Here is a 12,731-nt window from a genome sequence, read left to right on the forward strand (position 1 = left end):
CCAAAATAATTTACAAATGGATAGTTTCTCAATAGTGCGTTTCCGGCTACTTTTCGCTATAACTATATGTTGCCTGTTGAATACGACGAGCGTCGTTAGTCAACGACAAAAACTTAATTTCAATGATAACTGGCAGTTTCGCAATCAGGAAGATTTAGGGCAAACAGTCATTCATCCTGAGGATACCTCGTATTTGTTTTCAGGCTGGGAGACGGTTACTCTGCCTCATACTGCAAAAATTGAACCCTTGGTGATCAAGCATCCCTGGGTGGGAATCAGTTGGTACAAGAAAGATTTTGTACCGAATGCCAGCTGGAAGGGACGAAAAGTTTATATAGAGTTTGGCGCTGTGATGCAGAAGGCGAAGGTGTGGTTCAATGGGAAACTTCTGATGACTCACTATGTAGGATATCTTCCTTTTGTCATAGATCTTACTCCCTATCTTGAATTTGGAAAGAGAAATCGCTTGTTGGTTCAGGCCGATAACCATGACGACCCAAACACCCCTCCCGGACGTCCCATTATGAGTCTCGATTTTTGTTATTACAGCGGCATCTATCGAGACGTTTCTCTTGTTATAACCCATTTATTACATATTACCAATGCTATAAAAGAAAACAAAACGGCTTCCGGTGGATTATTTGTCTGGTATCCTCAGGTTTCCGAAAAATCGGCTACAGTTGCCATTGAAACTAACGTTCGAAATGAGTACAGCATAGCAAAACATTTTTTTGTTGTTTCCTCTTTGAGGGATAGAACCGGTCGGATAGTGGCAAAGACAACATCTTCCGGACAGTCTCTTTTGGCTGGTAGGGACAAAAGTATCCGACAGGAAATAAAAGTAACCGATCCGGCTCTGTGGAGTCCTGACCGTCCTTATCTATATACGTTAACGGTAGCGCTGAAAGGGAAGAGTGGGGTGGAGGATAAGCTGTCTATCCGGATCGGCATTCGTAAGTTTGAAATTAAAAATGAACATTTCCTGATAAACGGCCACCCGCTTCTGCTGGTAGGAACCAATCGCCATCAGGAATATCCTTACATTGGAAATGCCTTATCCGACAATGCTCAGTATCGTGATGCCGTCAAAATCAAAGAAGCCGGCTTCAATATTGTCCGTCTTTCGCACTATCCCCAGTCGCCGGCTTTTATGGATGCCTGCGATGAACTTGGACTTCTGACCATTGATGCCATCCCCGGTTGGCAGTTTGTGGGTAAGGATACGTTTCAGATGCGTTCGTATCAGGATGCACGCGAACTGATTCGTCGCGACCGCAATCATCCATGCGTTGCCATGTGGGAGCTTTCACTCAATGAATCGCCGATGCCTGATGCTTTTATGAAGAAAATGAATGAAATTGCCCGGGAAGAATCGCCCAATACAAAATTGATTACCTGTGGATGGATCGACCGGTATTATGATGTCTTTATTCCGGCACGGCAGCACGCCAAGTTTCCTGATTACTGGAAAAAATATAAGGGACGTATTCCTCTTTTTACCGGAGAATATGGTGATTGGGAGTATTTTGCTCAGGATGCAGGGCTGAACCAAGCGGGCTATGCCGGTTTGAAAAGCGATGAGCGCACCAGCCGGCAGTTACGTAGCGATGGAGAAAAACGATTGCTGCAACAAGCGCTCAATTTTCAGGAAGCTCATAATGATGACCTGTGCAATCCGCATCTGGGCGATGCCAACTGGTTGATGTTCGATTATAATCGTGGATATTCTCCAGATATTGAAGCTTCTGGAATAATGGATATTTTCCGTTTGCCTAAATTTGCTTACTATTTTTACCGTTCGCAAGCGGCACCCAGAGTTGGCGTAACATCGTATGATGCTTCACCGACGGTAAAAATAGCCAGTTTCTGGAACGCAAAGTCGACGACAGATATCAAGGTATATTCCAATTGCCAGGAGGTGGCGCTTTACCTGAACGGCAAACTGATTGCACGAAAAAAAGCTGTGCGCGACAAATATTCCGATCATCTTCCTTATCCGCCGTTTCTATTCTCTCTTCCGGCATTCAAACCCGGACAATTGAAAGCTGTAGGTTATATCGGAGGCAAACCGGTAAAGACTGATGAGGTCTCCACGCCCGGTAAAACGGTTTCTATTCGCCTGAGTTATGACAAAAGTGGCCGGGCTTTAAAGGCTGATGGTGCTGATGTGGTATTTGTCTATGCTACGCTGTGTGATGCAAAAGGGAATCCAGTGTACGACAATGGTATAAAAGTCAGATTTACGCTTCGTGGTGATGCCCGTTTGATTGGTGACAATCCGGCCAGCTCCGAATGCGGTGTGGCAACTATCTTATTGCAAGCTGGGAAAATACCAGGTACAGTTACCGTCATCGCTCATGCTGAGGGTATGCCTGATATTTTCTTGCCGATTAAAATGGTAAAATAGCCAGTATCGTTGTTTTTTTATTGCAAAAATAAAATGGAGAGATATTTTCCTATCTTTCCATCCAAATATTCAAACTTATTAGTTGTCAGTTCTAGCTTCGAAAAGCAGTGATCATAACAAAGGTTCTTGCAAAGACGAATAATCTTTGTAAGAACCTTTTATTGCAAATGGCAGAGAAAAACGATTTGTTATCAGTTGTTTATGGGTGATTTGATTTTAGAAATCCAAGCCGCTTTTGAAATAATTTGATTGCGACAAAGGAACCAGTCGGCCCGCAAAGCTGACCTGTCCGCTACTAAAGGTGGCATTTACCATTGCTTCTGCGTGATTATCGCCATAGCCCAGCCAAAGAGTGATATCTGCATTCAAACCATTCCCCATCACGTTCATATTATAGGTAACATTCCCTTGCTTATCCTTTGTAATGGTAATTTTTGTTGGATATCCTTTCAGAGTAATGCCGCCAATGCCATTCGGACCACTCCTGAATCCATTGAATGCCAATTGTAAATAAGCTTTCCCCTTTTCAAGCATAATGAAATTAGTGTTGTCGTTTACCTCAAAGATACGCCCCCATTTGCTGTACACCTGATTTGCTTCCAGTATCCAGGTTGAATCATTCAATGCTTGTAATGCCTGTCTGAAGGTAAGCATACGTGCAGCTTCCCGTGCAGCCTTTTCTGCTGCTTTTTTCTCCTTTTGGATGCTTTCTTTTTGTGCCTTTGGAAAATCACGTGCTAATAACGGAGATGCCAGCAATACTCCTGCTACCATCATTGAAACGGCTAATACGATTTTTCTCGTTTTCATACCTTCAAGTTTTAGAATTACACAAAATATTTTCGTCACAAAGATATATGCGTATAAGACGGTTTGTAAAAAAGGAAGGCTAAATTAACATAATGACCGATCTGATTATGTAGAATGCAGAAAAAGTAGCTTTGGTTTTTAATGTTGAATTTTTAGTCTCAATTGTCAATCAGGAATCCGTTTTTCGTAAAGCTTTAAGCGATGTGTTTTGAAAAGTACATCTCCTTTGTCAACAAATCCCGCATTCTCGTAATAATCACATAATGCTTTGATATGGGCTCCACAGTCAAGCCGTACATATTTTTTGTGGTGTTCTTTACATACTTGCTCTATCAAGAGTAGAATTTGTTTCCCCAATTCTTTCCCTTTGTATTTTCTATCTACGGTGAAAGAATGTACATAGCCGGCATCATCGTTTTGAACACCCCAAAATTCTTCGTCATTCCATTGCAACCTGAACATGCCAACAATGCTCGAATCGAGCACCACAAAGTAAAACTGATAGGCATTTATTCCTTCTTCAATCCAATGATAGCTGGGATCGTTCGAGTTCAGCCAGCTTTGCCAGTAATCAATCTTTTTTTCTTTCAACCATAGGGCGGCATCCCGTAGCATAGAGAAAACTTGCTCTTTTTCAGATGGCTGTACCACATGTAATTCCAGTTGTTTCATCTTAACTTAAAATTGTTGCTACAATCTGACGATTTCCACCATGATGGCGAAACTCACATAGATAAATACCTTGCCATATACCCAGATTAAGCTTATGATCTGTAATGGGAATGGTTATACTTGATCCTGTTAAGGTTGCTTTTGCATGTGCAGGCATATCATCATCTCCTTCCAACGTATGTTCATAATAAGGTTCCCGTTCCTTTACCAAATGATTAAAGATACTTTCCATATCCGCTTGTACATCAGGGTCGGCGTTTTCGTTGATGGTTAAAGCAGCAGAGGTATGCTTTATAAAAAGGTGTAATAATCCTGTTCCAGGTAGGGGAGGCAGGGACTGTTTAATTTCTTCTGTAATCAGGTGAAATCCTTTGTGGCGGGCGTGTACAGTGAATTGGGTTTGCTCAATCATTCTGGTTATAATTAATTGATAATAATATTTATTGTTCGTGCTATTCGGTCATACACCAAAATAAGAAACCCCATTATATGACAATTGTCATTACAATGGAGTTTCTTAGACGTAATAATCAATTGCTTTTTATTTTTCCAAAGATAGTCGGAAAAAGAGGCAAAAGCAATTAAAGGGCTTTATCTTTGTGATTATTGCATGAGATGGTTCAATGTAAAAGTTTAGCAGGCAATCAGAATATTGAGTTGTTTCTTACCACTGAATCTGTTTGTTGATGAATTGAATAAGGCTTGTTGCCATTTCATTTTGCTCTGCCACGCTCGGGTGCCCATCTGTATTTTTGTATGGGAAGAAATGGGTATAGATTTTGGAATCATTCAACTCTTTCACGGCTTGCTTAACGTATTCAGGCCAAGGAGAACCGGCTCTGGTGGCATCCATGCTTCCTAATGTGCATATAATAGAAGCATGCGGATATTTTTTACGAATGGAAGCCACAAAGTCTTTATAAGACTTGACAATAAATGCGGCATCTGGTTTTTGTGTGCCAAAGCGAGCCTTGAATTGTGGATTATTTGGCATATTAACAATCCATGAATCATTCTGAAAAAGATTAATTACAACGATATCAGGAGTGTATTTCGAAAAATTCCATTTGCTGGCAGGGTTTGTCGGATCCAGACGGTTATACATTTCAGGCATGATGAGCGGAAACCAGCTAACCATGATGCCAATGCCACTCTTTGCTATGCAACGGTATTGTGCATGGAAATGTCTGGCTGTAATAGCCGCATATGATGCATAGTTATTTTCAAAACAACCTAAAGAAGAATTGTGTCCATGAGGATCTTCATCTCCATAACCGCATGTGATGGAATTGCCGTAAAACTCAATCTTACGTTTTTCGGGAGCCGGAAGAGTCAATAATTTTGTTTTACCGGCCAGTTTGAATCCGTAAAACAACGTTTTCCCTTTGTCCCATTCGGTACGTTTGAATAATTCTACTGTGTGGTTGCCATCTTTTAATCCTGATGCCAGCACATAACTGTGCTTTATTGTGTCTGTGTGGATTTTAGCAGCTACTTTCCCATCAATAATTACGTTATAATAGTTGGCAGTATCCTGATCCTGCATGATGGCGGAAATTTCGGTTCCTTTGAAACGAATCGAGACAGATGTTCCCGGCCACGAAAGCACAGCCGCATTAGGTTGATATAAAATTCTTCCTTCGTAAGAAATGTGCTGGTTGTTATACGGAACCAGTTTGTTTTGTGCCTGAATCAAGCCGAAGAAAAGGCACAATACAAGAATAAGTGAATGTTTTGTTGTCATATGAAAAGTGCTATTGGTATTGATTGTTAAAAGATTATGAGCATATTTCCGCATTAATGACGAATCAAATTTTAAGGGGCAATTTACTATTTTATTTCCAGAATTGATAGAAATAGCTTGAATGGTTATTGCTTTTTGGAGAATAAGGAGATGTTTCAAAAAATCATCATAATACTTGCAATTTAGAAAGAAAAATCTGATCTTTGGCAAGAAACAATTGACAATGAAAGTCAGAAGTTAAAGAAGTTAGAGGAAGACCAGAAGATAACAACTACAAGGTAGATAGTAGGTCATAGTCAGATTTCTTGGCTCTTGTTTTTTAGACTTGTTGTTGACTTTACACTTTTTGACCGTTGATAGACTTTCGACCTTTGTTAATCCATTAAACAATCATATATCATCACTATGAGGCCTGAATATGAGCATATTTTGCAAATTTTAGCTGCTTTAGCAGCCGGTGCTATTCTTGGGTTGGAAAGAGAATACCATAGTAAACCCGCCGGCTTCAGGACAATGATCCTCATTTCGGTGAGCTCCTGCTTGTTTACGATTCTTTCTGTGTCTTTGTCGGGCAGTGATCATATTGCTGCTAATATTGTGACAGGAATTGGTTTTATAGGTGCTGGAGTAGTATTCAAGGAAGGGGCAACAGTGAGAGGAATTACTTCAGCTGCTGTGATTTGGATGGCTGCCGCTGTTGGAATGTGTATCGGTTTGCAACACTTTATTCTGGCTGCATTTGTAGTGGTTCTGGTTTTGTTGGTGATGATTACTTTGTCCAAACTGGAAGCTATCTTTGATAATCTACATCAGATTAAGATATATGAGATTTATTTTGATGCGTCTGATTATTCAATAGAGGCACTGGAAAAAGAGTTTAATTCAATGCAAATCCATTTTACAAGGAGCAAGATTAGCAAACATGATAATAATCAGGTCTGTGTGGAATATAGTATTGAGATTTCGCCTAAAAAAGGTAAACGTATTGATACTTTTCTAATCACAAATAATCATGTTACAAGATTTGAAGTTTAGTAATCTACAAGTCGCTTTGATGAATCTGTTGCACCTCCTGATATCTGAAGCAATGAATGGTGTGATCATTAACCATGCCTGCAGCTTGCATAAAAGCATAACAAATTGTTGTCCCTACAAACTTAAAACCATGCGTTTTGAGTGACCTGCTCATTTCGTCCGATTCTTTGCTGCTGGCTGGAATATTAACCTGGTTAATCCATGAATTTACTAGGGTCTGATAATTTGTAAACTGCCAAATATATTTATCGAAACTGCCATATTTTTCCTGGATTTGTAAGAAAGACTGAGCATTATCAACTGTCGCCCTAATTTTCATTTGATTTCTGATAATGTTGGCATTCTGCATTAATGATTGTATTTTATCCTCGGTATAGGATGCAATGATGTTTGCATTAAAATGATCGAAAGCTTTTCTGAAGTTCTCACGTTTTTTTAATATGGTTACCCAACTTAATCCAGCTTGAAAAGCATCTAAAACCAGAAACTCGAATAACTTGGTATCATCATGAACCGGAACACCCCATTCCGTATCGTGATATATCTTGTTCCAATCATTTGTATCCGCCCATGGACAACGTGTTTTCACCATCTTGAATCAAAATTTATCTGTTTATGCTGAAGCATTATAGTTATCAAATCTTTTTTCCTACAATGACGTAATCGCGTCCTTTGTGAGTGAGCAGAATTTCCAGTTTGAAATAATGAAAGATTGATTTGAGAAGATCTATATCAAATACATGATGATGCAATGTCCTATTTTCTAAGTTTTTTAATGATCTCGATTTAAATTGATCCTTGTCTCCAGCCGGCAAATCCATTGTTAAATCATGCAATTGGAGTATTTCATTCAAGTGAGTTAGATCATCTTCCTGAATATTGTTTTGAAAATCTTTTATTAAATGATCAAATGAAGTTATTGGACGGTAGTGATCAAAACAATATGCTTTGTTAGGTAGTGCCAAAAGAATTATGCCATTGGGCTTAATTACCCTGATCCATTCCTGAATAGCCTGTAATGGATTAGCAACGTGTTCCAGACAATTGGAAGATATAACAAAATCATACGAAGCATCTTTGATAACACTCAAATCTGCGGCTTCTGAAATATATTGAATTCCATTTTTGTCTGGATAGTAGAAATATGGATTTCCACTTTCAATATTTCCTTCCCAGATGGTTTGTGTCGAAAAATTGCATCCATCAAGTGTTTTGATAAATTTATAAATTGGAATTACTCCTTTATCCTGAAAAATACTGCTGGGACCTCCAATTTCTAATCCGTTTTTATTTTCAAGCAACTCCTTTAATAGGCTAAAATGGCTGATCTTACCTCCTCTTAATTTGGATAATCGTTTTTTCAGTATAAATATCAATCCTTTTTCATGTATAGATTCAATGGTTCTTTTTAATGATTGCATATGGTTTGTTTTGTATGTAGCATAGCCTGCTTTATTTTTCTCCAAAGTTCACTATTTTATCGTCAGCATGCAAATCCCATCTTATTTTCGTTATATCTCAACAAATGACGTAAAGAGAGATTAGTTATCATTGGCAAAAATAAAAAACCACCTACATATTTTGTAAGTGGTTTTTTAGCTCTTCAGGTAGGACTTGAACCTACGACCCCCTGATTAACAGTCAGGTGCTCTAACCGACTGAGCTACTGAAGAAGATAATAGAAAGTGTTTTTGAGAGTTGTCATTTTACGTTGAATCGCTGTTCTAACTTAGCTTTTAGCATGGCATATCGTTCTCAAAAGCGATGCAAAGGTAAGTGTTTCCTTCGAATCATGCAAATGTTTTGGCTAATTTTTTTTGCAAATCAACACCTCAATTTCTAATTTGTTGATTGTAAATTACCAAAGATGAATTTACTCTGCAGAACTTTATGCAATAGGAGTAATAATGCCTTTTTCCGTGATGATATGATGCATTTTGACATCCCATTTCCCTACTGGAACTTCATCTACTATCTGACAATAGAATGCAACAGCTATGGTATGTAAATTGTGTTGTAATAAGAATTTATCGTAGTAACCTTTTCCACGTCCCAGTCTGTTCCCATCGCGATCAAATGCCATTCCAGGAATAACTGCCAAATCGATGTTGCCTTCAAATGGTTGTCCTAACGGTTCTCCTATGTTCAGCACTCCTTGCTGTAAATCATGTACTCCGGTAAATTGTCTGATTTCCAAGGTGTCATCTTTTACAACCGGCAACAACCAAACCTTTTCCGATAAATGATTTTGGACAAACGTATGCGTTTCTACCTCGTCAGGCATTGACCAGTAGCAGAGTATAGTTTTAGCTTTCTGAAACAGTTCATTTTGTTTCAGTATATCAAAAATTTGGGACGAAAACACTTCCCGATCTTTTACGTCGAGCGTTTTTTTTCGTTCCTTAATGAGCAAACGTAGTGCTTTTTTTTGTTCAGTGAGAGAGGTACCACTCATATAACTTTTTGATTCCTTCTTCAATTTGGATAGTATGTTTCCATCCTAACCGATTTAACGTGGACGGATCAGTCAATTTGCGCATAGTACCGTCGGGTTTTTCAGTATTAAAACGTAGAGAACCTTTGAATTCAACCGTTGACTGAATAGTTTCTGCTAATTTCCTAATAGATAGTTCTTCGCCTGTCCCGATGTTGATATGGCAATTACGTATTTCTTGTTGATCCCCTTTCAGGTCATCAAAGTTAATGTTCTCCATAATAAAAACACAGGCATCTGCCATTTCTTCGCTCCATAAGAACTCACGAAGTGGCTTACCGCTGCCCCAAATTTCTACTTCAACCCGACCATCTTTTTGAAATAGCCCAAAGGCATTGAGTTTTTCAGTTATGTCATGTTCAGACGCATTGCCGTCTGTTGTTTGAACCGGTCTCTTGGAGAAATCAGCACGAATAGCATTCCAATCGTTGTTTTCTAAACATTTGCCAAGGTGTATTTTACGAACTAATGCTGGAAGAACGTGGGAAGAATGTAGGTCAAAATTATCATTTGGGCCATATAAATTAGTCGGCATTACCGCAATATAATTGGTCCCATATTGTAGATTATAGCTTTCGCACATTTTTAATCCTGCAATTTTTGCAATGGCATACGGTTCATTGGTGTATTCCAGGGGGCCAGTCAGTAGTTCTTGTTCGCTCATCGGTTGTTTGGCATCACGCGGATAAATACAGGTACTGCCTAAAAATAGTAATTTCTTGACGTCATGCACATATGATTGATGGATGACATTGTTTTGGATGGCAAGATTGTCGTGTATAAATTCGGCGCGATATGTATTGTTGGCAACGATACCACCTACTTTCGCTGCTGCAAGAAATACATATTCAGGCTTTTCGTTAGCAAAAAAATCAGATACAGCTTGTTGATTGCGCAAATCCAGTTCCGAAGAACTTCTTATTATAAAGTTTGTATATCCTTTTAATTGAAGGTTGCGCAAAATAGCCGATCCAACCAATCCTTTGTGGCCAGCTACAAATATTTTAGCATCTTTTGTCATAAGTTTTCAGTGTGTAGTCATGCATTACCACTTGATGCGTGATTGATTGATCTTTTCAACGTAATCGTAGTCAAACCGTACCATTCTCGTTACCAATTCTTTGAAAGATGTTTGCGTTGGATTCCATCCTAATAATTTTTTTGCTTTAGCTGGATTTCCAAGCAGTTGATCGACATCAGTGGGCCTGAAGTATTTAGGATCTACTTCAACCAATACTTTCCCCGTTTTTTTACAAATTCCTTTTTCATCGATTCCCTGATCCTGCCATTCCAGATCAATGCCAAGTTCTGCAAATGCCAAGGTACAAAATTCACGAACGGTATGCATTTCTCCGGTAGCAATGACAAAATCTTCTGGCGTTGAGTGTTGAAGAATCAACCACATACATTCGACGTAATCTTTTGCATATCCCCAATCTCGCAACGAATCAAGGCTCCCTAAATAGAGCTTTTGTTGGTATCCTCTTTTTATACGGGCAGCGGCCAATGTAATTTTACGAGTTACGAATGTCTCTCCACGTCGTTCCGATTCATGATTAAATAAAATACCGTTGACAGCAAACATATTATAAGCTTCACGGTAGTTTTTGGTAATCCAAAAGCCATACATCTTTGCTACTGCGTAAGGAGAACGGGGATAGAACGGAGTAGTTTCCGTTTGAGGCACTTCCTGTACTTTGCCAAAAAGCTCGGAAGTAGATGCCTGATAAATGCGTGTTGTTTTTTCAAGACCACATATGCGTACCGCTTCTAAAAGGCGCAATGTACCGACTCCATCTGTTTCAGCTGTATATTCAGGAACTTCGAATGATACCTTCACGTGCGATTGTGCAGCTAAATTATAGATCTCATCAGGTTTGATTTCCTGCATCAACCGAATAAGATTGGACGAATCAGTCATGTCGCCATAATGCAGTTGAATTTTACGATTCTTGTGCATATCTTCAATCAGGTCATCAATATATAAATGTTCAATCTTTTGTGTGTTAAAGATGGAACTCCGGCGAATAATGCCATGCACCTGATACCCTTTATCTAATAAAAACTCGGCTAAATATGAGCCATCCTGCCCATTAATTCCAGTGATAAGTGCTGTTTTACCCATAGTTTATGCAATAAAAGTAGTAATTTCGGAGATAAATTGGTCAGCTAACCGATTCGCTTCTTCCTGAGAAGGAGCTTCCGTGTAAATACGAATAATGGGTTCTGTATTGGATTTGCGAAGATGAACCCAACTGGTTGGAAAGTCAATTTTGACCCCGTCAATCGTGCTTACATCAAGTGATGTATATTGATTTGCTATGTGTTGCAAGAGTTTGTCCACATCGATTTCAGAGGTCAAATCCATACGTTTCTTAGCCATGAAATAGGCCGGATAAGTTCGACGTAATTCGGTAGGCTTCATTTCGCTTATAGCAAGATGTGATAGGAAAAGTGCAATGCCGACTAATGCATCGCGACCATAATGACATTCCGGATAAATAACGCCACCATTTCCTTCTCCTCCTATAATAGCTTGGGTTGCTTTCATTTTTTCAACCACATTGACTTCTCCCACTGCTGAAGCAGTATATTGTCCTCCATGTTTCATGGTGATATCTCTCAAGGCACGGGTAGAACTCTTGTTTGATACCGTGTTCCCTGTGGTATGTGCTAAAACATAATCGGCGACCGAAACCAACGTGTATTCTTCTCCAAACATTGACCCATCTTCACATATGATGGCTAAGCGGTCAACATCCGGGTCGACAACAAATCCCACATCAACGTTGCCTTGTTTTAGTAATCCGGAGATTTCGGTTAAATGATCGGGAAGGGGTTCCGGGTTGTGTGCAAAATTGCCATTAGGTGTACAGTTCAGCATTTCTATTGTGTTTACACCTAAAGCTTTCAATAATTCAGGAATAGCAATTCCTCCAACCGAATTGACACAATCAATAGCCACCGTGAAGTTTGAGCGATAAATAGCTTCTATATTGACCAATGGTAAAGACAATACTTTTTCAATATGCTTTTGTGTGAAACTGCTATCATACGTTAGCTTTCCTAATTCGTCAACCGGGGCAAACCGGTAACTTCCGGATTCGGCGATTTGTAATACCTCTTCGCCTTCCAGTGCATTAAGAAATTCGCCTTGTCCGTTGAGTAATTTCAATGCGTTCCATTGCTTGGGATTATGACTGGCTGTTAAGATAATGCCTCCTGCAGCGCGCTCCAATTGTACGGCTACTTCAGTTGTAGGTGTCGTAGCCAAACCGATATCGATTACGTCACAGCCCATTCCTAAAAGCGTACCAATTACGACATGATTTACCATTTCACCGGAAATACGTGCATCACGTCCTACAATAATAGTGGTTTTTTTTTCGTTCTTTTGCTTGATCCAGAATGCATAGGCTGCAGTAAACCGGGTTAAATCCAGCGGATTCAAGCCTTCTCCAATTTGGCCACCAATTGTGCCCCGAATACCTGAAATTGATTTGATAAGCGTCATAATTCCGTTTGTCTCTAAAAAATACGATTATCATCGTTTATATGTAAACAGATTA

At 39.3% G+C, this 12,731-nt stretch carries 12 protein-coding genes and 1 tRNA gene; 2 read left to right on the forward strand and 11 right to left on the reverse strand.

Translation table 11 applies throughout. From position 1 onward, the window contains the following. Positions 1-16 precede the first annotated feature (16 nt). Entirely contained in the window at positions 17-2,407 is a 2,391-nt protein-coding gene (locus tag FHX64_RS02025; RefSeq protein WP_183412179.1) for a glycoside hydrolase family 2 protein, read from the forward strand. Between the two features lie 216 nt (positions 2,408-2,623). Here the strand turns inward: FHX64_RS02025 and FHX64_RS02030 are convergent, their stop codons facing one another. From FHX64_RS02030 to FHX64_RS02045, 4 genes are all read right to left on the reverse strand, one after another. After that, a complete protein-coding gene (locus FHX64_RS02030) occupies positions 2,624-3,217 on the reverse strand; it encodes a DUF4251 domain-containing protein (protein ID WP_183412180.1) in 594 nt (197 codons plus the stop codon). A 165-nt stretch (positions 3,218-3,382) separates the two neighbouring features. Beyond that, positions 3,383-3,889, reverse strand: a complete 507-nt coding sequence (locus FHX64_RS02035) for a GNAT family N-acetyltransferase (RefSeq protein ID WP_183412181.1) — start codon at positions 3,887-3,889, stop codon at positions 3,383-3,385. Between the two features lies 1 nt (position 3,890). After that, entirely contained in the window at positions 3,891-4,301 is a 411-nt protein-coding gene (locus FHX64_RS02040) for a secondary thiamine-phosphate synthase enzyme YjbQ (RefSeq protein ID WP_183412182.1), read from the reverse strand. Positions 4,302-4,553: 252 nt separating this feature from the next. Continuing rightward, positions 4,554-5,633, reverse strand: a complete 1,080-nt coding sequence (locus FHX64_RS02045) for an SGNH/GDSL hydrolase family protein (RefSeq protein ID WP_183412183.1) — start codon at positions 5,631-5,633, stop codon at positions 4,554-4,556. A gap of 405 nt (positions 5,634-6,038) precedes the next feature. Between FHX64_RS02045 and FHX64_RS02050 the strand changes: the two genes are divergently transcribed. After that, entirely contained in the window at positions 6,039-6,668 is a 630-nt protein-coding gene (locus FHX64_RS02050) for an MgtC/SapB family protein (RefSeq protein ID WP_183412184.1), read from the forward strand. Between the two features lie 4 nt (positions 6,669-6,672). Here FHX64_RS02050 and FHX64_RS02055 read toward each other — a convergent pair whose 3' ends face one another. The 7 genes from FHX64_RS02055 to glmM form a co-directional block, all read right to left on the reverse strand. Further along, positions 6,673-7,260 carry a DNA-3-methyladenine glycosylase I gene (locus FHX64_RS02055; RefSeq protein WP_183412185.1) on the reverse strand — a complete coding sequence of 196 codons (588 nt, stop codon included), beginning with the start codon at positions 7,258-7,260 and terminating at the stop codon, positions 6,673-6,675. A 43-nt stretch (positions 7,261-7,303) separates the two neighbouring features. After that, positions 7,304-8,089, reverse strand: coding sequence for a class I SAM-dependent methyltransferase (locus FHX64_RS02060; protein WP_221202121.1), 786 nt, complete (start codon positions 8,087-8,089; stop codon positions 7,304-7,306). 178 nt (positions 8,090-8,267) lie between these two features. Next, positions 8,268-8,341, reverse strand: a tRNA-Asn gene (locus FHX64_RS02065). Positions 8,342-8,556: 215 nt separating this feature from the next. After that, positions 8,557-9,123: a 5-formyltetrahydrofolate cyclo-ligase gene (locus FHX64_RS02070; RefSeq protein WP_183412187.1), complete on the reverse strand. Its 567-nt coding sequence runs from the start codon at positions 9,121-9,123 to the stop codon at positions 8,557-8,559. After that, entirely contained in the window at positions 9,101-10,183 is a 1,083-nt protein-coding gene (locus FHX64_RS02075; RefSeq protein ID WP_183412188.1) for a GDP-L-fucose synthase family protein, read from the reverse strand. Before FHX64_RS02075 ends, FHX64_RS02070 begins: the two co-directional genes overlap by 23 nt. Before the next feature lie 24 nt (positions 10,184-10,207). After that, the gene (gene gmd, locus FHX64_RS02080) at positions 10,208-11,287 is read right to left on the reverse strand and encodes a GDP-mannose 4,6-dehydratase (protein WP_183412189.1); all 1,080 of its coding nucleotides are present in this window, start codon (positions 11,285-11,287) and stop codon (positions 10,208-10,210) included. A 3-nt stretch (positions 11,288-11,290) separates the two neighbouring features. After that, entirely contained in the window at positions 11,291-12,676 is a 1,386-nt protein-coding gene (gene glmM / locus FHX64_RS02085; protein ID WP_183412190.1) for a phosphoglucosamine mutase, read from the reverse strand. Positions 12,677-12,731: the final 55 nt, after the last annotated feature.

Source organism: Microbacter margulisiae, assembly GCF_014192515.1.
GTDB lineage: Bacteria > Bacteroidota > Bacteroidia > Bacteroidales > Paludibacteraceae > Microbacter > Microbacter margulisiae.

What these genes read in the sequence shown, in the direction of transcription:
- FHX64_RS02025 (WP_183412179.1), top strand. Translation starts at nt 17, where the DNA reads ATGGATAGTTTCTCAATAGTGCGTTTCCGGCTACTTTTCGCTATAACT.
- FHX64_RS02030 (WP_183412180.1), bottom strand. Translation starts at nt 3,217, where the DNA reads ATGAAAACGAGAAAAATCGTATTAGCCGTTTCAATGATGGTAGCAGGA.
- FHX64_RS02035 (WP_183412181.1), bottom strand. Translation starts at nt 3,889, where the DNA reads ATGAAACAACTGGAATTACATGTGGTACAGCCATCTGAAAAAGAGCAA.
- FHX64_RS02040 (WP_183412182.1), bottom strand. Translation starts at nt 4,301, where the DNA reads ATGATTGAGCAAACCCAATTCACTGTACACGCCCGCCACAAAGGATTT.
- FHX64_RS02045 (WP_183412183.1), bottom strand. Translation starts at nt 5,633, where the DNA reads ATGACAACAAAACATTCACTTATTCTTGTATTGTGCCTTTTCTTCGGC.
- FHX64_RS02050 (WP_183412184.1), top strand. Translation starts at nt 6,039, where the DNA reads ATGAGGCCTGAATATGAGCATATTTTGCAAATTTTAGCTGCTTTAGCA.
- FHX64_RS02055 (WP_183412185.1), bottom strand. Translation starts at nt 7,260, where the DNA reads ATGGTGAAAACACGTTGTCCATGGGCGGATACAAATGATTGGAACAAG.
- FHX64_RS02060 (WP_221202121.1), bottom strand. Translation starts at nt 8,089, where the DNA reads ATGCAATCATTAAAAAGAACCATTGAATCTATACATGAAAAAGGATTG.
- FHX64_RS02070 (WP_183412187.1), bottom strand. Translation starts at nt 9,123, where the DNA reads ATGAGTGGTACCTCTCTCACTGAACAAAAAAAAGCACTACGTTTGCTC.
- FHX64_RS02075 (WP_183412188.1), bottom strand. Translation starts at nt 10,183, where the DNA reads ATGACAAAAGATGCTAAAATATTTGTAGCTGGCCACAAAGGATTGGTT.
- gmd (WP_183412189.1), bottom strand. Translation starts at nt 11,287, where the DNA reads ATGGGTAAAACAGCACTTATCACTGGAATTAATGGGCAGGATGGCTCA.
- glmM (WP_183412190.1), bottom strand. Translation starts at nt 12,676, where the DNA reads ATGACGCTTATCAAATCAATTTCAGGTATTCGGGGCACAATTGGTGGC.